The sequence below is a fragment of the Streptomyces mutomycini genome (assembly GCF_001700505.1).
GTDB lineage: Bacteria > Actinomycetota > Actinomycetes > Streptomycetales > Streptomycetaceae > Streptomyces > Streptomyces mutomycini.
In genome coordinates, this window is sequence record NZ_MAPV01000228.1 from 1 (window position 1) to 20,290 (window position 20,290).

General features: G+C 71.9%; 19 protein-coding genes. 10 read left to right on the forward strand and 9 right to left on the reverse strand.

Annotation, left to right across the window (positions count from 1 at the left end):
• The 3 genes from BFF76_RS27500 to BFF76_RS27510 form a co-directional block, all read left to right on the forward strand.
• Positions 1-307: DUF7144 family membrane protein (locus BFF76_RS27500; RefSeq protein WP_065849284.1), on the forward strand; the 307-nt coding region annotated here is incomplete at its 5' end.
• Position 308: 1 nt separating this feature from the next.
• Positions 309-1,688, forward strand: a complete 1,380-nt coding sequence (locus BFF76_RS27505; protein WP_065849285.1) for a DUF1254 domain-containing protein — start codon at positions 309-311, stop codon at positions 1,686-1,688.
• A gap of 42 nt (positions 1,689-1,730) precedes the next feature.
• Complete coding sequence (locus BFF76_RS27510) at positions 1,731-1,952, forward strand: DUF2277 domain-containing protein (protein WP_031099309.1); 222 nt, start codon at positions 1,731-1,733, stop codon at positions 1,950-1,952.
• A 61-nt stretch (positions 1,953-2,013) separates the two neighbouring features.
• Here BFF76_RS27510 and BFF76_RS27515 read toward each other — a convergent pair whose 3' ends face one another.
• From BFF76_RS27515 to BFF76_RS27530, 4 genes are all read right to left on the reverse strand, one after another.
• On the reverse strand, positions 2,014-2,673 hold the full coding sequence (locus tag BFF76_RS27515; RefSeq protein WP_053928502.1) for a DedA family protein: 660 nt from the start codon (positions 2,671-2,673) through the stop codon (positions 2,014-2,016).
• A gap of 247 nt (positions 2,674-2,920) precedes the next feature.
• On the reverse strand, positions 2,921-3,379 hold the full coding sequence (locus BFF76_RS27520; RefSeq protein ID WP_053928501.1) for a DoxX family protein: 459 nt from the start codon (positions 3,377-3,379) through the stop codon (positions 2,921-2,923).
• A gap of 112 nt (positions 3,380-3,491) precedes the next feature.
• Positions 3,492-5,168 (reverse strand): alkaline phosphatase D family protein, encoded by a 1,677-nt coding sequence (locus tag BFF76_RS27525; RefSeq protein WP_065849286.1) that lies wholly within the window; start codon positions 5,166-5,168, stop codon positions 3,492-3,494.
• A gap of 90 nt (positions 5,169-5,258) precedes the next feature.
• Positions 5,259-5,903, reverse strand: coding sequence for an HNH endonuclease family protein (locus BFF76_RS27530; RefSeq protein ID WP_031099302.1), 645 nt, complete (start codon positions 5,901-5,903; stop codon positions 5,259-5,261).
• A 242-nt stretch (positions 5,904-6,145) separates the two neighbouring features.
• Here BFF76_RS27530 and BFF76_RS27535 point away from each other — a divergent pair, with 242 nt between their 5' ends.
• Positions 6,146-6,880, forward strand: a complete 735-nt coding sequence (locus tag BFF76_RS27535) for an ABC transporter permease (RefSeq protein WP_031099301.1) — start codon at positions 6,146-6,148, stop codon at positions 6,878-6,880.
• 85 nt (positions 6,881-6,965) lie between these two features.
• Here the strand turns inward: BFF76_RS27535 and BFF76_RS27540 are convergent, their stop codons facing one another.
• A complete protein-coding gene (locus BFF76_RS27540; RefSeq protein ID WP_065849287.1) occupies positions 6,966-7,628 on the reverse strand; it encodes an HAD-IA family hydrolase in 663 nt (220 codons plus the stop codon).
• A 177-nt stretch (positions 7,629-7,805) separates the two neighbouring features.
• On the reverse strand, positions 7,806-8,768 hold the full coding sequence (locus tag BFF76_RS27545) for a peptidoglycan-binding domain-containing protein (RefSeq protein WP_065849288.1): 963 nt from the start codon (positions 8,766-8,768) through the stop codon (positions 7,806-7,808).
• Positions 8,769-8,957: 189 nt separating this feature from the next.
• Here BFF76_RS27545 and BFF76_RS27550 point away from each other — a divergent pair, with 189 nt between their 5' ends.
• Complete coding sequence (locus BFF76_RS27550) at positions 8,958-11,003, forward strand: MDR family MFS transporter (protein ID WP_065849289.1); 2,046 nt, start codon at positions 8,958-8,960, stop codon at positions 11,001-11,003.
• Positions 11,004-11,021: 18 nt separating this feature from the next.
• Here BFF76_RS27550 and BFF76_RS27555 read toward each other — a convergent pair whose 3' ends face one another.
• Complete coding sequence (locus BFF76_RS27555) at positions 11,022-11,498, reverse strand: GNAT family N-acetyltransferase (protein WP_031099291.1); 477 nt, start codon at positions 11,496-11,498, stop codon at positions 11,022-11,024.
• A gap of 60 nt (positions 11,499-11,558) precedes the next feature.
• On the opposite strand from BFF76_RS27555, the gene BFF76_RS27560 reads away from it, so the two are divergent.
• Both BFF76_RS27560 and BFF76_RS27565 read left to right on the forward strand, forming a co-directional pair.
• Positions 11,559-12,653 carry a serpin family protein gene (locus BFF76_RS27560; protein WP_065849290.1) on the forward strand — a complete coding sequence of 365 codons (1,095 nt, stop codon included), beginning with the start codon at positions 11,559-11,561 and terminating at the stop codon, positions 12,651-12,653.
• Between the two features lie 202 nt (positions 12,654-12,855).
• Positions 12,856-14,976 (forward strand): bifunctional glycosyltransferase 87/phosphatase PAP2 family protein, encoded by a 2,121-nt coding sequence (locus BFF76_RS27565; RefSeq protein ID WP_031099284.1) that lies wholly within the window; start codon positions 12,856-12,858, stop codon positions 14,974-14,976.
• Between the two features lie 126 nt (positions 14,977-15,102).
• Here BFF76_RS27565 and BFF76_RS27570 read toward each other — a convergent pair whose 3' ends face one another.
• Together BFF76_RS27570 and BFF76_RS27575 are read right to left on the reverse strand one after the other, a co-directional pair.
• Positions 15,103-16,470, reverse strand: coding sequence for an MFS transporter (locus BFF76_RS27570; RefSeq protein WP_065849291.1), 1,368 nt, complete (start codon positions 16,468-16,470; stop codon positions 15,103-15,105).
• Between the two features lie 288 nt (positions 16,471-16,758).
• Positions 16,759-17,421, reverse strand: coding sequence for a TetR/AcrR family transcriptional regulator (locus BFF76_RS27575; RefSeq protein WP_031099278.1), 663 nt, complete (start codon positions 17,419-17,421; stop codon positions 16,759-16,761).
• 154 nt (positions 17,422-17,575) lie between these two features.
• Between BFF76_RS27575 and aroQ the strand changes: the two genes are divergently transcribed.
• From aroQ to BFF76_RS27590, 3 genes are all read left to right on the forward strand, one after another.
• Positions 17,576-18,046, forward strand: a complete 471-nt coding sequence (aroQ, locus tag BFF76_RS27580; RefSeq protein ID WP_031099276.1) for a type II 3-dehydroquinate dehydratase — start codon at positions 17,576-17,578, stop codon at positions 18,044-18,046.
• On the forward strand, positions 18,043-18,906 hold the full coding sequence (locus BFF76_RS27585; protein ID WP_065849292.1) for a shikimate dehydrogenase: 864 nt from the start codon (positions 18,043-18,045) through the stop codon (positions 18,904-18,906). Before aroQ ends, BFF76_RS27585 begins: the two co-directional genes overlap by 4 nt.
• A 19-nt stretch (positions 18,907-18,925) precedes the next feature.
• The coding region (locus BFF76_RS27590) for a sugar phosphate isomerase/epimerase and 4-hydroxyphenylpyruvate domain-containing protein (RefSeq protein ID WP_065849293.1) at positions 18,926-20,290 on the forward strand (1,365 nt) is incomplete at its 3' end.

Genomic DNA, 20,290 nt, shown 5'->3' on the forward strand with positions numbered 1-20,290 from the left:
CAAGGGCATCGCGGGCATCGCGTCCGACGACGTGTACACGCGCATCAGCAACTACACGTTCAAGTTCGACATCACCGCCTGGGGATGGATCCACCTGATCCTCGGGGTGATCCTGGTGTTGGTCGGATGGGGCATCCTCAAGGGCGCGGCCTGGGCCTGGGGCGTGGGTATCGGGCTGGCAGCCCTGAACCTGATCGCCAACTTCGTCTGGCTGCCCTACCAGCCGGTGTGGGCCATCATCTCCATCGCGCTGGACACCTTCGTGATCTGGGCCCTGTGCGCCCACCGGACGAAGCCGGTCATCTGACGTGACCGTGGGACGAGGCGGGGAGCCGGACGCGATCACGGCGCTGGCCGCCGACGCGTACGTCTACGGGTCGCCGCTCGTCCGCCGCCTGTCGGCCGTCCAGGCCGGCCTGCGGGACGGCAGCGGGGCGCCTGCGCCGACGGCGTTCAACGACTTCGCCCATGCGGACGGGCCGGCCACGCCCGCCACACGCGTCCCGTTCGCCCCGGCGGACCTCGTCGACGCGCTCGCCCACCTCGACCTCTCCGGCGGACCGGTCAGACTGCACGTCCCGGACACCGCCGGGGCGTACTACGTCCTGCAGTTCGTGGACGCCTGGAGCAACGCCTTCGCCTACCTCGGGCCCCGGGTGACCACCGGTGAGGGCGACTGGCTCATCGTGCCGCCCGGCTGGGCCGGCACCGTGCCCGGCGGGGTGTCGGGGGTGATCGACGCGCCGACCTCCGTCGTCTCCGTCGTCGGCCGCCTCGCGTGCGACGGGCCCGGGGACATGCCGAGGGTCAGAGCGCTTCAGCAGGAGCTCACGCTCACGCACCTGGGCGACCGGGCCCACCGCACCGCGCTCCCGGCGACCGAGCCGGGAGTGCCGGGGGAGTTGCGGTTCTTCGAAGAGCTCCGGGTGTGGGTGGCGGACTTCCCGCCCTCCGCCGCCGATCGCGCGTACCAGGACCGATTCCAGCCCCTGGGGCTTCTGGAGGAAGGCATCTCGCCGTACGCATCGGCCGGGCCCCGCCTCGTACGTGCGCTGGGGCGAGGGATCGCGCTGGGCAGGCTCCGGGTGGAGGAGGTCGCCCGCCGTGCCGCGGTGACGGCCGAGACCCCGTCGGGTGCCTGGCAGACGCACCCGCACCTGCGCGACTACAACCTGGACCACTTCGGCGTCGGCACGCTAGGCCCGCCGGAGTGGACGATTTCCGACCGGGAGGCGTCGTACCTGGTCAGGGCCGTTGCGGCACGGCGAGGTCACTGGCTGCCCCACGGATACGAGGCGGTGCACGCGCACACGTCCCGTGACTCCCGGGGCCGCCCCCTCGACGGCGCCCACCGCTACACGCTGCGCCTCGCGCAGCCGCCGCCGGTCCGGGCGTTCTGGTCGCTGGCCGCGTACGACAGCCCCGGGGGCCACCTGGTCGCGAACTCGGCGGACAGGTACGTGATCGGGGGCCGGACGCCCGGGCTCGTCCACGGTGCCGACGGCTCGCTGACCCTGCACCTCTGCGCGGAACGCCCGGCGGACCCGGTCGAGGCGGCGAACTGGCTGCCGGTGCCCGCGGGCGGCTTCCTGTCGGTGATGCGGCTCCACCTGCCCGATCAGGCCGTTCTCGACGGGAGCTACGTCATTCCTCCGGTCGAGCCGCTCGGGGACCGGCCGGGGGCGTAGGTCCTGAGGCGCGTTGTCAGTGGCGCGTCGCACACTGGAGGCATGTGCCGCAGCATCAAGACACTTCGTCCACCAGCGATCCCCGAAGAGGCCACCGAGGAGGAGATGAGAGCCGCCGCCCTGCAGTACGTGCGCAAGGTGTCGGGCTTCCGCGCGCCCGCCGCGCACAACCAGGAGGTCTTCGACCGCGCCGTGGCCGAGATCGCCGAGGCGACCCAGCGGCTGCTGGACGGTCTGGAGATACGGGGCGCCGCCCGGGCCTGACCCGCGCTGCGGGCCTGCGCTGCGGTTCTGCGCCGCCGGGCCTTCGATGCCTGCGCGGGTCTCAGGCCCCTGCCGGGGCTCCGTCCGCCGGGGTCGTGGGGGCGTGTGCGGGGCGACGGACGAACAGCGCCGCGAGGGTTCCCGCCAGGAACAGGGCGAGGACCGAGACGGCCGTGCCCAGCCAGCCCGCGCCCAGCCACTGGCCTCCGAAGTAGCCGAGCCCCACGCTGTAGACCGCCCAGGCCACTCCGGCCACGGCCGACCAGGGCAGGAATTCCTTGGCCTTGCGGTGAGCGGCGCCCGCACCCAGGGAGACGACGGAGCGGCCGGCCGGGGCGAAACGGGCGATGACGACCAGGAACCCACCGCCCCGGCTCAACGCCGCGCCGAGGCGCTCCTGCGCGGAGGTGAGGCGGCGGGACCGGGCGATGGCCCGGTCGAGGCGGTCGCCGCCGCGCCAGGCCAGGCGGTAGGCGACGAGGTCGCCGAGGACCGAGGCGGTGGCCGCGCAGAGGATCAGGGCCAGGAGCGAGGGCACCTGCCGGGTGGCCTCACCGGCAGCCGCGGTGACCGTTGTCGTGCTCGCGGCCGCAGCCGTGGCGGCGGTGATCACCAGCACGCCGCTGGGGAGGACGGGCAGGAAGACGTCCAGGAGTACCGAGAGGGCGACCACCGCGTAGATCCATGGGCTGCCGGTCAGCGCACCCACACTCTCGAGCACTTTCTGATCCCCGTCCCGTGTCCCCGTGTCCAGTGCCGTCGCTGCGCAGCTGCAGCGCGGCAGAGCCGCGACGCCACGGCGTCGCAAGGGGGGCGGCAGGAGCGGCAGGGCCAGCTGTACAGCGTACGCCTGCCGCTCACCCGGTTCACCTGGTATTCGCCGGGTGGATGGCTGATGTCGTGCAGGTCACGTACGACTCCGGCCCCCCGCCTTTCGAGGCGGGGGGCCGGAGCGGGGGACGCGGGGGTCAGACGGAGACGGCCTGGGTCTTCTCGCGGGCGGGCTCACCCTCGTGCGCGGAGCCGCCGCGCGAGGTGAACAGCCGGTCCACGGCCACGGCGCCGGGGCCGGTGAAGACCAGCAGCAGGAAGGCCCAGCAGAAGACGGCCGAGGCCTCACCGCCGTTCTGCAGGGGGAACAGTGACTCGGGCTGGTGCACCTTGAAGTACGCGTAGGCCATGGAGCCGGAGGAGACGAAGGCGGCGATACGGGTGCCGAGGCCGAGCGCGACCAGGGTGCCGCCGACGAGCTGGATGACGGCGGCGTACCAGCCCGGCCAGGTACCGGTGGGGACGGTGCCGCCGCCTGCGGAGCCGCCGAGGACTCCGAAGAGCGAGGCGGCGCCGTGGCAGGCGAAGAGGAAGCCGATGACGACGCGGAAGAGGCCGAGTGCGTAGGGCTGGGCCCGGTTCAGACGTATGGACATGGGGGGTGGGGCTCCTTCGGTCTGGGGACGTGAACCGATCGGGGCCCCTCAGGTTAGGTTGACCTCAGTTGTGCTTGCAAGTTCAACATTCTGTCGACTGGCTGAAACTTGGTCATTCGTTCGATGTCAGCGTGCGCTCCAGAACGGGCTCGAGCTGTGCCCCTGTGGGTCTGGCTCTGGCCTGAACCAATGTCAGCGCGGCATTCCGGCCGTGCAGAGTAAGAGTCATGAGCTGATTGCCGAACCACGGTCCGCCCGTCTTGCGCCAGCGCATCGGAGGGCGCCCTGTGCGCCCGTGGAGCGCCAGCGCGCGCCCGAGCCATCGGCCCGCCCGGCTCCAGCCGAAGCGGAAGCCGGTACGTATGTAGCCGGGGATGGAGTTGTGGACGGGGGAGCAGGTCAACTGCAGGACGCGTGCGGTGCGCGTGTCGTCCGGGACGGAATCGGACCACTGCGGTTCGGCGATGTAGGCATGGTGCACATCGCCGGAAAGTACGCACACCGTCGCGGGTGCGTCCGGCCCGCGGCCGGCTTCCCTCAACAGCTCCGACAGGCGGCGGAAGGACTCCGGGAACGCGGCCCAATGCTCCAGGTCAGCGGCCCGCCGCACCTTTTCCCCGCGGCGCGCCCAGCGTTCGCCCCGCTCGCCGCGGCACAGTGCCGCGTTCCACGTCTCCGCGTCGTGGACGAGGGGCGGCAGCAGCCACGGCAGGGAGGTGCCGATCAGCAGATGGTCGTGCGCCCCGGGGTCCGAGAGCACCTCGTCACGCAGCCATTGGGCCTCCTCCTCGCGGAGCATCGACCGCTGCTGTTCCTCGAGGGTCCGGGCCGCCCGGGTATCCACCATCAGCAGCCGTGTTCGGCCGAAAACACGCCGGTAGCTCCACCGGGCCCGTGTGGGATCGGCGTCCGCGGCCGCCGCGTGGTCACGCAGGGTCTCGGTGCCGTCCGGCGCGGCGCGCACGGCCGCGTAGACCGGGTCGGCCTCCAGGGCGTCGGGGGAGAGGTTGCCGAGGTGCTGATAGACCCAGTAGGACATGAGCCCGCTGACGATCCGCTGGTGCCACCACGGCGTGCGACGCATGTCCCGGACCCAGGCCGCGCTGGTGTTCCAGTCGTCTATGACGTCGTGGTCGTCGAAGATCATGCAACTGGGGACCGTGGACAGCAGCCAGCGGACGTCCGGGTCGCGCCAGGACTCGTCGTAGAGGTGGGTGTACTCCTCGTAGTCCGCGACCTCCGCACCGGGAGCCTCGTCCAGCTCGCGGCGCGCCGCGAGCCGTCGCTGGGTGGCCTGCGAGGTCTCGTCCGCGTACACCTGATCGCCCAGGAGCAGGAGGACGTCCGGACGCACGGCTCCGGGGTCGGCGGCGAGGTGGGCGGCCAGCGTGTCCAGCGCGTCGGGACCGATGGGGTCGTGCCCGTGCGCGGGCGGAGCCGCCCACCGGCAGGAACCGAAGGCGACCCGCAGCGGACCCGCCTCGTCCGGCTGCGGTACGGCCGGCGTGGTGATCGTGCTCGGCGGGAAACGGGAGTCCTCGGGCGGCCATACGCGGCGGCTGTCGAGCAGCACCTCGTAGGGCGTGGTCGAGCCGGGTGTCAGGCCCGTCACCACCACCAGGGCGTAGTGGTGCCCCTGCACCGCGAACGTGGGTGAGGATCCGGCAGCGCCGTCCGCGCAGCGGACCTCCGCCGTGCAGGGCCTGGTCGCCTCCACCCATACCGTCGCCCGCGAGCCGGCCTCCCAGTCGACGTACCTCAGCAGTGGTCCCAGGCGTAGCCCGGCCATGTGTGCCCTCCTCGCGTCGCCGTGACCGATGGCTCCGTAGGGTACGGAACGACGGAGGAGGGCGGGTTGGTTCCGCCGGGGCGGGAGGGGTCAGCAGCCGTTGAGTACGGACTGCAGGGCGCTCTTCTCGGTGGAGTCGACCGTCATGTCGTAGTAGTACTTGACGTGCACCCAGGCGCGGGCGTAGGTGCAGCGGTAGGACGTGCGGGGCGGGAGCCACTCGCCCGGGTCCTGGTCGCTCTTGGACTGGTTGACGTTGTCGGTGACCGCGATGAGCTGAGGGCGGGTCAGGTCGTTGGCGAAGGACTGGCGCTGGGCGGTGGTCCAGCTGCTGGCCCCGGAGCGCCAGGCCTCGGCCAGCGGGACCATGTGGTCGATGTCGACATCGGACGCGGCGGTCCAGGTGGCGCCGTCGTACTGCGAGTACCAGCTGCCGCTGGTCGCGGCGCAGGCGGAGTCCTGTACGACGCCGGTGCCGTCGCGCTTCAGCACCACTTCACGGGTGTTGCAGGCTCCCGACTGAGTGATCCAGTGGGGGAACTTGTCGCGGCTGTAGCCGGTCGAGGAGCCCTCGGTGGAGACGCTGAGCTGGCTCAGATACGTGCGGGCTGTCGAGGCGCTGACCGGGGTGGGCATCGCGGCCTGGGCGGTCGGGGCCGTGAGGAGTCCCGTGGTGGCGGCGAGCGCGGCCGAGGCGGCGAGGACGGCTATGCGACGCGCGTAGATACCTGACATCTGAACTCCCTTGAGGTGGGGGGACGTTGCATGGGCGACCTGTGGAGCCAGGCCATCGTGGCGGCGCCGGGTTTCGGTGGGGTGGTCGCCAGGTAACAGAGTGACGACATGCGCACGTCACATCAAGAGGTAGAACGGTCGGGCTGACGTCCCGTCCGAAATGCGTTCGAGGAGCGATGTTGACGAACCGGCGGTTCCGGGGATGTTCCGGGGCACGTGTGTTCGGCCTCTAGGGTGGCCGCGTGCTGCTTCCGGTCGGTCCCCTGCTCGGCGTCGTGCTCGCCCTGCTCCTGGTGTTCGCCGTCGCCGTCGCCGCGTATGCCTCACTGGGCCGGGCCCGCGAGATCGCGGTCGCCGGGTTGCGTGCTGCGGTCCAACTGGCCGCCGTCTCGCTGCTCATCGGCTGGGTGGTGCGCTCCCTGGGGCCGCTGCTCGGCTTCCTGCTGCTGATGTTCGCGGTCGCGGTGCGCACCGCGGGCCGACGGATCACCGGTAACCGCACCTGGTGGTGGGCCGCGCTGCCGATCGGTGCGGGCGTCGTGCCCGTAGTCGTGGTGCTGCTGCTCACCGGGCTCCTCCCCGTACGCGGCATCGCACTGATCCCGGTCACGGGCATCCTCATCGGGGGAGCCCTCACCGCGACCGTGCTCTGCGGGCGGCGGGCGCTGGACGAGCTCCGTACGCGGTGGGGGGAGGTGGAGGCCGGGATGGCGCTCGGTCTGCTGGACCGGGACGCCCGGCTGGAGATCGCCCGCCCCGCGGCGTCGGACGCGCTGCTGCCGGGGCTTGACCAGACCCGGACCGTGGGGCTCGTCACCCTGCCCGGGGCGTTCGTGGGCATGCTGCTGGGCGGGGCCTCACCTGTGGAGGCGGGCGCCGTGCAGCTGTTCGTCCTGGTGGCACTGATGGCGGTGCAGGTGGTCGCCGTCGCGCTGGTGCTGGAACTGGTCGCGCTGGGGCTGCTGCACCGCGAGTGAGGGGACTCGGGGCGGCGCGAGAGGGGTGAGCCCCGACAGCCGGGACCCGGCGATGGCCCCGGGACCGGGCAAGGCCGCCGGAGAACTACGCGGCGTTGATGTGCAGGCGGACCGAACCGTCGGCGCCCGCTTCCACACGGAGCCGCGTCAGGTCCTCCACATGGGCGTCGGGGGAGAGCGCGGCCGCGCGCGGACCGACGCCCACGACACGCATCCCCGCTGCCCGGCCCGCCGTGATGCCCGCCTCGGAGTCCTCGAACACGATGCAGTCCGCGGGGTCGAAGCCCAGCTCAGCCGCGCCCTTGAGGAAGCCCTCGGGGTCCGGCTTGCTGGCGCCCACCATCTCGGCGGTGACGCGGGTGGCGGGCATCGGCAGGGCCGCCGCCGTCATCCGGGCCTGGGCGAGCGCCTCGTCGGCCGAGGTCACGAGCGCGTGGGGGAGGGCGGCGATCGACGCCATGAAGGCGGCGGCACCGCCGATGGGCACCACCCCGTCCGTGTCGGCGGTCTCCTCGGCGAGCATGATCCGGTTCTCCGCGTGGTTCTGCTCCATGGGGCGGTCCGGCAGCAGGGCGGCCATCGTGGCGTAACCCTGGCGGCCGTGGACCACCTTGAGCGCGGCTTCGGGGTCGAGGCCCTGCGTGACCGCCCAGCGGCGCCAGCAGCGCTCCACCACCGCGTCGGAATTCACCAGGGTGCCGTCCATGTCCAGCAGGAGGGCGCGGGCTTCGAGGACGGTGGCCGGCATCGGCATGCTCCAGAGCGCGGGGGAACAGCTCGTAGCTGCGGAGGAAGGAAACAAGCAGCCCCGCCCGCCGGTCAGGGAGAACGGGCGGAGGCTACTTTGTTCCCACACGATACAAAAACATGCGCCGAAACGCCAATCCGGCTGCGTGGGAGCGCCGGAGCAGAGTCCACAGCGGCCTCAGGAGCGGTGGCGGCCCCTGCCACTCGTCTGCGCCTCCAGGGCACGGCGGGTCTCCGGCCCGTAGACGCCCGGCGGATCGCTCGTGACCGACACCCACCTCTGGTACTCGGCGACGGCCTCCTCCACCCGCTCCGAGTAGTCGCCGTCCTCCGGCCCCCGGTAGACCCAGACCTCCTGCAGCCGCCGCTGCAGCTCGGAGACCTCCGCGCCACGGTCCCCGAGTCGCAGCGTGGCTCCGGACGCCTCGTCGGCGAGCGGCGTCGCCGCCGTGGTGGGAGCCTTCGTCGCGGACGCCGAGGGCGTCGGTGACTTCGAAGCGACGGCCGAACGTGACGGCGTCGGGCTCGCTGACGGGGAGGCGGTCGCCGAAGGCGATGCCGACGCCGACCGGGACGGCGTGGCCGACGGGGTCGCGGACGAGGACGTGGACACGGAAGCGGCCGGCTCCCCGCCCGCGTCCGGTGTGCTCGTCGTGACCTCGGGCAGCGCCGTGTCCGTACTGTCCTCGCCGTCGAACAGGCCGCCGGCGAAAGCGGCGGTGCCCACCACCGCGGCCACCGCCGCCCCTACGGCGATCACCGCGAACGGCCGTCGACGGCGTGGCTGCACGGGATCGTCGCCATCGCCCGGATAGGCCGCGGCCCTACGCCGACGGGTCTCGTCCACGACGGCGGCGCCGGGCAGCGGGCCCGGCGCGGGCCCCGGTGCTCCGCCCGCCACCCCGTCCAGGAACAGCGGCATCGTGGTGGCAGCCGCAGGGGCTCCGTGGTCCTGCGTGTCGTCGCTGTGCAACGTCACGTACGGCCGTATCCGCAGCGGGTCGAAGTCCTCGGCCGCCGCTGTCTCCGCCGAACGGGCCTCCTGCCCGCCCCGCGTGGCCGCGCCGGCACCGCAGGCGCACCCCGCCCCGGGTCTCGCGCTCTGCTCGCCACCGCACTCCGGGCACATCTGTCCGGTCATCCTGGGTTCCCCTCCCCTTTTAACTGCCTGCGATTATGCAGGTCGCCGCAGGGAGCCCAACGCCTGTGGGTCCCGTCCGGGGAGTTCCGCCCGGCCGGGACTCCCCGGACAGGACCCGGCACCGCTCGGCAGGCCATAACGGCACGCAGCGGCAAGGATGGGGGCGAAGCGGACCCGAGGAGATGCAACATGGCCCAGCAGCTGAGCCCTCCACCCCTTGCAGCGGGCGAGGGGCGGTCCCGGCGGAGTGTCCTGGTGTCCATCGGCGCGCTGCTGCTCGGCATGCTGCTCGCCGCACTCGATCAGACCATCGTGTCCACCGCTCTTCCCACCATCGTCAGCGAACTGGGCGGCCTGGACCATCTGTCGTGGGTGGTGACCGCCTACTTGCTGGCGGCGACCGCGGCCACCCCGCTCTGGGGCAAGCTCGGCGACCAGTACGGGCGCAAGAAGCTCTTCCAGACGGCCATCGTCATCTTCCTCGTCGGCTCCGCGCTCTGCGGCGTCGCCCAGAACATGCCGCAGCTGATCGGCTTCCGCGCCCTCCAGGGGCTCGGAGGCGGCGGGCTGATGGTGCTGTCGATGGCGATCGTCGGCGACATCGTCACCCCGCGCGAACGAGGCAAGTACCAGGGCCTGTTCGGGGCGGTCTTCGGTGCGACCAGCGTGCTGGGGCCGTTGCTCGGCGGCTTCTTCACCGAGCACCTCAGCTGGCGCTGGGTCTTCTACATCAACCTGCCGGTCGGCGTCGTCGCACTGCTCGTCATCGCCGCGGCCCTGCACATCCCGGTCCGCCGCACCAAGCACACCATCGACTACCTGGGCACCTTCCTCATCGCCTCCGTCGCCACCTGCCTGGTCCTCGTCGCCTCGCTCGGCGGTACCACCTGGGCCTGGGACTCCTTGCAGATCATCGCCCTCGCGGTCCTCGCCGTGGTGCTGCTCGTCGCGTTCGTCGCGGCCGAGCGCCGGGCGACCGAACCGGTGCTGCCGCTGAAGCTGTTCCGGAAGAGGACCTTCAGCCTCGTCGCCGTCATCAGCTTCGTCATCGGCTTCGCGATGTTCGGCGCCATGACCTATCTGCCGACCTTCCTCCAGATCGTGCACGGCATCAGTCCCACCCTGTCCGGTGTGCACATGCTGCCGATGGTCCTCGGGCTGCTGCTCACCTCGACCGGCTCCGGCCAGATCGTCAGCCGGACGGGCCGCTGGAAGGTCTTCCCGATCGCGGGCACAGGCCTCACCGTGGTCGGTCTGCTGCTGCTCCACACGCTCTCCGAGACCAGCTCCAACTGGACGATGAGCCTCTGCTTCTTCGTCTTCGGTGCGGGGCTCGGCCTGGTGATGCAGGTGCTGGTGCTGATCGTGCAGAACTCCGTCGGATACGAGGACCTCGGTGTCGCCACGTCGGGGGCGACCTTCTTCCGGTCCATCGGCGCGTCCTTCGGCGTGGCCGTCTTCGGCACCGTCTTCACCAACCGGCTGACCGGCAAACTCGAGGACGCGCTCAGCGGCAGTTCGCTGCCGCCCGGCGTCGACGCCGGGGCACTGGCCGCCGATCCCCGGGCCATCGGCCGGCTCCCCGCGGATCTGCGCCCCTCGGTCCTCAGCGCCTACTCGACCTCCATCACCGACGTCTTCCTCTACGCGGCACCCGTCGTCCTCCTCGCCTTCGTCTTCGCCTGGTTCCTCAAGGAGGAACCCCTGCGGGGGTCCGTGACGGCACCCGACAGCAGCGAGACCCTGGCCTCGAACCCGGTCCAGCGATCGTCCTACGACGAGTGCGCCCGCGCCCTCTCGGTGCTCGCCACGCGTGAGGGGCGCCGGGAGATCTACGAGAAGATCACCGAGAAGGCCGGCTACGACCTGCAGCCCGCCGCCAGCTGGCTCCTCCTTCGCATCAAACGGCACGGCACCGTCGAGCCCGGCCGGCTGGCCGAGGTCGCCCCCGTGCCGCTGAGAGTGATCACCTCGGCCGCCCGCCAGGTGGAGGGACTCGGCTACGCCCGGCGGGAGGGGATGCAGCTGGTGCTCACCGAGCGGGGCGCGGAGGCCGTGGTCCGGCTGTCCCAGGCCCGGGAGGAGTCGCTGGCCGAACTGCTGGGCGACTGGTGGGGCCCGGACCGGCCCACCGACCTGGTCCGGCTGGTGACGGAGCTGACGGCGGAGGTGAGCGGGTCGAGCAAGGAGCGGCCGCACATGCCCGAACCGCGCCGCGACCACTGGGCGGGCTGACCCCGCCGCCTCGGGGTCTCAGAGCTCCTTGGCGAGCCAGTGCTCCGCGTAGGGGCCCTGGTTGAACGCCGGGACCTGCCGGTAGCCGTGTTTCGCGTAGAGCCCGCGTGCCTCGACCAGGTCGTCGCGGGTGTCGAGCCGGATCCGCCGCACCCCGTACGCCCGCGCGGCGCTTTCGATGCCCGCGAGCAGCGCGCCGCCGCCGCCCGTCGAGCGGAAACCGGGCCTGACGAACACCCGGGTCAGCTCCGCCGTCGCCGCGTCGACCAGCAGCAGGCCCGCGCAGCTCGCCGGTTCGCCTTCGTACCGTCCCACCAGGAACTCCCCGGTCGGAGTCGCGAGCAGGCCGACGCCGTCGTCCTTCAGCCCGTCGTCGATCTCCTCCGTGGTCGCGGGGCGGCCCCAGTAGCGGCTCGCCACCTCGTCGTAGTAGTCACGTCGCAGCAGAGTCGCCTCGGGGCTGCCGAAGTGTTCGGGGGTCACGGTCCAGGTCACTGGTTCATTCTGTCCAGGGTGTGACAGGAAGACAAACCGATAAACACGCAGGGGGAGACGATGACGACGGATACGGCCCTCGAAGCGGCGGTCCAGCGGCTCGGAGAGCGGTGGACAGGGGAGTTGGCGCGGCCTGGCGGGAGCAGCTTCGTGTGCTCGCCCGCCGGACTCTGGCTGGCCCTGACCGCCGTGGCCGCCGGCGCCCGTACGGAAACGGCCGCGGAACTGCGCGCACTGCTCGGGGTGGCCGGGCGGGAGGCCGCCGCCGCGATGACGGAGGCGGCGCGGGACTGGGGGCGAACGGAGGCCCTGAACGTGGCGACCAGGGTGTGGAACAGCGTGCCGCTCCATGAGGAGTACGAACGCTCGCTGCCCGACGTCGGGTTTGGCCCGGTGGATGTCGCGGAGGCCGACGCGTGGGTGCGTGAGCGGACCAGTGGCCTGATCGAGCGGCTGCCGTTGTCCCTCGGCGGCGACATCGCGCTCGCCCTGGTCAACGTCCTGGCTCTGGAGGCGTTCTGGGAGCTGCCGTTCGACATGGCCCGCACCCGTGACGTCCCGTTCACCGACGCCACGGGTACGAGCCTCCCCGTGGCGACGATGCACGCGTCGGTCCGGCCCGGGGACGTGTGGACCACGTCGGGTGCTCACGTCGTCGAGCTGCGCTGCCGCGCTGAGCCGGGCGGTCCGGCACCGGCGCGGGTCAGATTCGTCCTGGGCGAGCCGGGCGAGGGGGCCGCCGGGGTCCTGCCCCTCGCGTGGGCCTCCGAGGGATCTCGGGCTCCCCTGGACGCCGGCGCCGTGACCTTCTCGCTGCCGCGCTTCACCATGCGGACAAAGATCCGCATCATGGACCAGTTGCCGGCGCTCGGTGTGCGGCGCGCGACGGACTCCGGCGCGGCGGACTTCTCCGGCCTCTCGCCCGTACCCCTCCACATCTCCGAGGCGGTCCAGGAAGCGGTGGTGAAGATCGCCGAGAAGGGGGTGGAGGCCGCTGCGGTCACGGTCGTGACGACGAGGGCTGCCGCCCCGAGGCCGCGTGCGGTGCGGCACATCGCGTTCGACCGGCCCTTCGGTGTCGTCGTCCTGGACGGCTCCTCGGATGTCCCACTCTTCGCGGGCTGGCAGGCGGACGTCCCTGAGTGCGAGGCCTGATCGCCGGCGCCCTGACGGGCCGCGCCACGACCGCCGGCCGAAGGCCACCCGGCGGGATTCGGGCACTCTTTCGGCAAATCGGTGGTGACAGTCAGGCGAAGAGGGGGTTGATTGTGTCTACCTCATAGGGCAATGCGAGGCTTCATCCGCACATACCCGGGCCGAGGGGACAGTGCATGAAAAACGGGAGGGTCGGCGCAGCGTGACAGATGTGGAGCGCAGTGTGCGGGGGGACGCGGGGGCCGGTCCGGAGGACAAGGCCTTCGGCCTGGGTCAGGCCGGAGCGGGTGCGATCCACTCGAAGGACCCCAGGGCGGCGGCTGTCAGGGCAGTCCTCTGGCTGGTCGTCGGTGTCCTGGCGGTACGTCAGGTGGCGGTGGTGCTGCGCAGGCCGCCCGGCGAACGCCTGACCGATCTGGAGACCTGGACCGGCGCGACCGGGGTCCTGCACATCGCGGGTTCCCTGTACGACCCGGGCAGGTTCACCGGGACACCGTTCGCCGGGCTGGTACTGAAGCCGTTGACGGTCTCGGCGGAACAGGCCCTCGGCGTCGTATGGACGTTCGGCTCTTTGCTGCTCGTCGTGCTGCTCGGCTACGTCGTCGTACGCGCCCTGCCCGCACCCGTGAGCCGGAGCACCGCGTTCCTGGCCCTGCCCGTCGCGATCACCCTGCTGATGGTGTCGCTGCCCGTCCGCAACACCCTGCACCTGGGCCAGATCAGCATCCTGCCGGTCCTGCTGGTGCTGATCGCCTGCTTCGCGGTCCGTGGTGAGCGCCTTCCGGGCGTGCTGACCGGTATCGCCGCCGCGCTGCAGCCCGCCGTGCTGCTCTTCGCCGTCTTTTTCTGGCTCACCGGGAGACGGAGGGCCGCCCTGAGCGGCGGCGTCACGTTCGCCGTTTGCACCGCGCTGGCCTGGGTGGTGATGCCGCGTGACTCCTGGGCGTACTGGGTGCACCATCTCGCGGGCGCGGGCCTCGGCGAGCGCCCGGACAGCCTGGCCAACCAGTCCCTGCACGGCGCTCTGCTGCGGTTCGGGCTCCAGGGGCCGGCCGAGATCGCGGTGTTCCTGGCCCTGGCCGCCGTCGTCGCCCTCCTCGGGCTGCGCCGTGCGGCCCGCTACGCCCGGGACGGGCAACTGCTCCTGGCCGTGGCGATCACGGGCTGCGTCGCCGTCGCCGTGTCGCCCACCGCCTGGCAGCACCAACTGCTCTGGGTGCTGCTCGCCGTCGTGGGCCGGGCCGGCACCAGGGCCTCGGACCGGCTGGTCTGGCCGGCGGTCGTGGTGCTCGTCCTCACGCTGCCGGGGAAGATGCTGCTGCCGAACGTCGGCGTGCTCCTTCCCCTGCGCGACAACGCGCTGCTCGTCGCCGCGCTCGGCGCGGCCTGCGCGGTGCCGTTCCTGTCCCGCACCTCGCCCCACTGGCGGCGGCCGGTTCCCACGGACCACGCCAAGCCGGTGCCGGCGCGTTTCGCCCGGGTGCCGCTCCTGCCGTTCTGGCGCCGGGTGCTCAGCCGCCCCAACCTGCTGCTGGAACTCCTGCTCATCCGGGTCGTCTACTCCGCCTACGCGAAGGTCAGGCTCGCGGCGACCGCCGGGCGTCCCACCGCCGAGGAGCACGGCCGGCAGATCCACTCGGCCGAGCAGTGGCTGCACATCGACATCGAGCACTGGGCCAACCACGCCGTCGTCGGCATCCCCTGGCTCCGCGACTTCTTCGACTACTACTACTCGACGTTCCACTTCATCGTGCCGCTCGCGATCCTCGGCGTGCTGTATGTGCGCAGGCCCTCCGACTACCGCTGGGCGCGCACCACCATCGGCTTCGCCACGGTTCTCGCCCTGGTCGGTTTCTGGCTCTACCCACTGGCGCCCCCGCGCCTCATGCCGGGACTCGGCTTCATCGACACGGTCCACGGGGTGCAGGACCTCGACAGCCCCGATTTCGGGGCGCTGACCGCTGTCACCAACCAGTACGCGGCGATGCCGTCCCTGCACTTCGGCTGGTCACTGTGGTGCGGTGTCGTCATCGTCCTGCTCGCACGAGGGACGTGGATGAAGGTCCTGGGGCTGCTGCACCCGCTGTTCACGGTCGCCGCCATCGTCGCCACGGGCAATCACTGGGTGCTGGACGCGGTCGGCGGGGCGGCGGTGGTGGCCGCCGGCTTCGGACTGACCTACGCCCTGGCCGGACCGCGCAGGCTGCGGACGGGCACCGGGACCGGGACCGGAGCCGGCACCGATGCGGCCGAACGGCCGGACCGGGAGGCCGGGGACGTCGCGGGCACGCCGGTACCGGAAGCGGCCGGCAGCAAGGCGTAGAGACACCCGTATCCACACCAGTACCCACACCCGTGGCCGGGCCCAAGGAGTGCGGGGGCGGCCCTCCCGAGCCGTACCCGCACCCCTCCGGTGCCGACCGCCACGTCCCCCGAGGGGCAGTGGGAGTCAGGCCTTGACCGAGGCACCGGCCTTCGCCGGCACCTCGGCGTGGCGCTCCCCGAGCTGCTCCGTCGGCACCTGGGCCGTCTCGCGCGCGGAGAGCGCGGCGACGACCGGCGGCACGCAGAGCAGGGCGGCGAAGAGGGCGACACCGGCCCAGTCGTCCCCGTCGGGGCCGGCGATCTGTGAGGCGAAGGCCACGGCGAAGCCGGCGATGGCGAAGCCGGTCTGGGTGCCGATCGCCATGCCCGAGAGCCTGACCCTGGTGGGGAACATCTCGGCGTAGAAGGCGGGCCAGATGCCGTTGGCCGCGCTGTAGACGACGCCGAAGACCAGTACGCCGAGGATCAGCGTCAGCGGATAGCTGCCGGTGGAGATCGCCCACAGGTACAGAGGCATCGCCACCGCGCTGCCGACCGCCCCGACGAGGAAGACCGGCCGGCGTCCGACGCGGTCGGAGAGCCGGGCCCACAGCGGAATGGTGAACAGGGCGACCACATTGGCCAGCGCGCCCACCCACAGCATGCCGGTGCGGCTCATGCCGACGGCGTCGCTGGTGGCGTACGACAGGGCCCAGACGGTGAAGATCGTGCTGACCGTGGCGATCACGGCTGCCGCGACGACCCGCAGCACGTCGGCCCAGTGGTCGCGCAGCAGCACGGCCAGCGGCATCTTCGCCACACCCTCGGTCGCCGCCTGCCTGGTGAAGACCGGGGTCTCCTCCAGGGTGCGCCGGATGACGTATCCGGTGACCGCGACGGCGACGCTCAGCCAGAACGGGATGCGCCAGCCCCAGGAGAGGAGCTGCTCCTCCGGCAGGGCGGCGACCGGGATGAAGGCCAGGGTCGCGATCAGCTGACCGGCCTGGGTCCCGTTGATGGTGAAGCTGGTGAAGTAGCCTCGCCGGTTCCGGGGCGCGTGTTCCAGGCTCATCGAGTTGGCGCTGGCCTGCTCGCCCGCCGCGGAGACGCCCTGCAGGATCCGCAGGAGGACGAGCAGGACGGGCGCGGCCCCGCCGATCTGGTCCCGGGTCGGCAGGCAGCCGATGAGGAAGGTCGAGATGCCCATCAGCATCAGCGTGAAGACCATGATCTTCTTGCGGCCGAGCCGGTCCCCGACGTGGCCGAGGAAGAGCGCGCCGACCGGACGGGCCGCGTAGGCGACACCGAAGGTGGCCAGCGACAGCAGGGTCGCGTTCGCCGGGTCGGACTCGTCGAAGAAGACCTTCGGGAAGATCAGCGCCGCCGCGCTGCCGTAGATGAAGAAGTCGTAGTACTCCAGCGCGCTGCCGATCCAGGCGGCGAGTGCGGCTTTGCGGGGCTGGGCCCGGGGCTCGTCGGGTGGCGGGCCGGCGGAAGGGTCGTGAGCGGTCACGGCGGGCTCCTTCGGGGGACGTTCCGTGCGGGGGAGGGCGAGCGACCCGGCTAATTAACGCACTAGGTAGTTAGTTGCGGATGGCTACGGATGTTGCGAGCAGTTGACGCCCCTGTCAAGAGTTCGCACAGAATCAGGCCCGGCCATCTCGGGTGTCCGGGCCCGGTGTTCCCGGAAGGTCCAGGTTCCCGGAAGGTCCCTGTCGTCCGGCCCTGTGTCACCTGCCGGTCCGGCTCCGCGCCTTCCGGCTCGGGGTCCTCCGGCTCCGCGCGGCCCGGCGCGCCGGCCCTACGCCGCCCGGTCGGCCGTGAGGTACGCGATGATCATGTCGCCCAGCATGGTCCGGTAGTGCTCCCGCCGCCCGGCCTCCACCAGGTCGCGCCCGAAGAGCGCGCCGAAGGTGTGCCTGTTCGCGATGCGGAAGAAGCAGAACGAGCTGATCATCGCGTGCAGGTCCACGGCGTCGACGTCCGCCGTGAACAGCCCCGACGCGCGCCCCGTGTCGAGGATGCGCCGCAGGACCTCGATCGCCGGGGAGCCGATGCGGCTCAACTCGGCCGACGCCGCGATGTGTTCGGCCTCGTGGATGTTCTCGATGCTCACCAGGCGGATGAAGTCGGGGTGGTCCTCGTGGTGGTCGAAGGTCACCTCGGCCAGCCGGCGGACCGCCGCCACGGGGTCCAGGTGCTCGACGTCCAGCAGTTGCTCGGCCTCCCGGATCCTGCTGTAGGCCCGCTCCAGGACCGCGGTGAACAGCTGCTCCTTGCCGCCGAAGTAGTAATAGATCATCCGCTTCGTGGTGCGGGTGCTGGCGGCGATCTCGTCGACCCGGGCGCCCGCGTAGCCGATGCGGGCGAACTCCCGGGTCGCCACGGTGAGGATCTCGTCCTTGGTGCGCGCCGCGTCGCGGGTCCGCACGGCGGGCTGGGCGGGTCCTTCGGTGCTGGTCATCCGGATCCTTCGCGGCAGGCGGTGCGTGCTCGCGATTCTAGAGGCGGTGTCCCCGGCGGCCGATTCGGCCCGGGGGCTTCCCAGGGCGGCTGACTTTGGGTATGACTAACTAACCAGTCCGTACATTAAGTGCTACGTCCACGGGAAGTGAACGATGCCGAACCCACCGGTCCCGCCCCCGGGCGTCCCCGTCCTCGTGCTGAACGGACCCAGTCTCGGTCTGCTCGGCCTGCGCGAGCCCGAGGTGTACGGCAAGGACACCCTGGCCGACATCGACGAGCTCTGCCGGAGCACCGCGGCGGCCCGCGGGCTGCGCGCCGACTGCCGCCAGAGCAACCACGAGGGCGTGCTCATCGACGCGGTCCACGAGGCCCGCACGGCGCACCGGGGCATCGTGATCAATCCCGCCGGCTACAGCCACACCTCGGTCGCCGTCCGTGACGCGCTCGCCGCCGTGGAGCTCCCCGTCGTGGAGGTCCACCTGTCGAACATCCACCGGCGGGAGCCCTTCCGCCACCACAGTCACGTCTCCGCCGTCGCCGACACCGTCATCTGCGGGGCGGGTGCCCACGGATACGCCCTGGCGCTCACCCACCTCGCCCACCTCCTGGAGGAGAACCGGTGAGCCCGGACTCGTATCTCGTCGGCCTCATCGGCTCAGGCATCGGCCCCTCGCTCAGCCCCGCGCTCCACGAACGCGAGGCGGACCGGCAGGGGCTGCGCTACCTCTACCGCCTCATCGACATCGGCACACTCGGGGTCCCGCCGGAGAGGACGGGCGAACTCGTGCGCTCCGCACGCGACATGGGCTACGACGGTCTCAACGTCACCCACCCCTGCAAGCAGCAGGTCCTCGCCCACCTCGACGCCCTCTCCCCGCAGGCCGAGGCGCTCGGCGCGGTCAACACCGTGGTCTTCGAGGGGGGCCGTGCGATCGGCCACAACACCGACGCGACCGGTTTCGCCGCGTCCTTCGCGCGCGGGCTGCCCGACGCACGGCTCGACCGGGTCGTGCAGCTGGGAGCGGGCGGTGCCGGAGCCGCCGTGGCCCACGCCCTCCTCGCCCTCGGCGCAGGCCGGCTCACCGTGCTGGACGTCCTGCCCGACCGGGCGGCGGCCCTCGCGGCCTCCCTGAACCACCAGTTCGGGCCCGGCCGGGCCGCCGCCGCGGACCTGCTGGACATCGCGGCGCAGACGGTGAGCGCCGACGGCCTGGTCAACGCCACGCCCATCGGTATGGCCGCCCACCCCGGACTCCCGCTCCCCGCGGACCTGCTGCACCCCGGTCTGTGGGTCGCCGAGGTCGTCTACAGGCCTTTGGAAACCACCCTCGTCCGCACCGCCCGCGCCCTCGGCTGCCCCACCCTCGACGGCGGGGGCATGGCCGCCTACCAGGCCGCCGACTCCTTCCGGCTCTTCACCGGCCGCGAACCCGACACCGCCCGGATGCTCGACGACATCGCCGACCTCACGTCCGCGCACTGAAGCCCCGAGGAGGACCGACATGCGAACGTCCATCGCCACCGTCTCGCTCAGCGGAACGCTCACCGAGAAACTCACCGCGGCCGCGCGCGCGGGCTTCGACGGCGTCGAGATCTTCGAGAACGACCTGACCGGCAGCCCGCTCGGCCCGGAGGAGATCAGGGAACGGGCCGCCGATCTCGGTCTGACGATCGACCTCTTCCAGCCGATGCGCGACATCGAGGCCGTCCCCGCCGACGAGTTCGCCCGCAACCTGAGGCGCGCCGAGCACAAGTTCCGGCTGATGCGACGGCTCGGCACCGGCACCGTCCTGGTCTGCTCCAGCGTGTCGCCGTACGCCGTCGACGACGACGCCCTCGCCGCCGAGCAGCTGCACCGGCTGGCCGGTCTCGCGCAGGAGTCCGGTGTAAGGGTCGCGTACGAGGCGCTGGCGTGGGGCCGTCATGTCAGTACGTACGAGCACGCCTGGCGCATCGTCGAGGCCGCGGACCACCCCGCCCTCGGGGTCTGCCTGGACAGTTTCCACATCCTGGCCAGGGGCTCCGACGTCACTGGGATCGAGGCCATCCCCGGCGACAGGATCTTCTTCCTGCAGCTCGCCGACGCTCCGCAGATGGCCCTCGACGTGCTGCAGTGGAGCCGCCACCACCGCTGCTTCCCCGGCCAGGGCGACCTCGACGTCGCCGGGCTGGTGCGGGCCGCCGTCCGTGCCGGATACGACGGACCCCTCTCGCTGGAGGTGTTCAACGACGTCTTCCGCCAGGCCGACGCCGGCCGCACCGCGGTGGACGCCCGGCGCTCGCTCACGCTGCTCCAGGAGTCGGCGGGGCTGACCGCGCCCCCGGCACCGGTCGTTCCCACCGGGTTCGCCTTCGTCGAGATCGCCACGGCCGACACGGCCAGGATCGCCCCCCTGCTCACCGCGCTGGGCTTCTCCCGTACGGCCAGGCACTCCGGCAAACCGGTGGACCTCTGGGAACAGGGCGAGGCACGCATCCTGCTCAACACCGACACCGGCAGCCACCGGCCCGACCCCTCGCTCACCGCGGTGGGCCTGGAGAGCCCCGACCCGGCGGGCGCCGCCGCGCGGGCCGAGTCACTGCTCGCCCCCGTCCTGCCCCGGCGCCGCGCCCCCGGCGACGCCCCGCTGGACGCCGTGGCCGCGCCCGACGGCACCGAGTTCTTCTTCTGCGTCACCGACGGGCCCGGGGACGGCCAGAGGTCCGGAGACGCCGGACGCTCCGGCTGGACCGGCGACATCGGGATCACCCGGGTCGACCATGTCGCGCTGACCCAGCCCTGGCACCACTTCGACGAGGCGACCCTCTTCCACCGCGGTGTGCTCGGCCTCCGCCCGCACGCGAGCGTCGACCTCGCCGACCCGTAC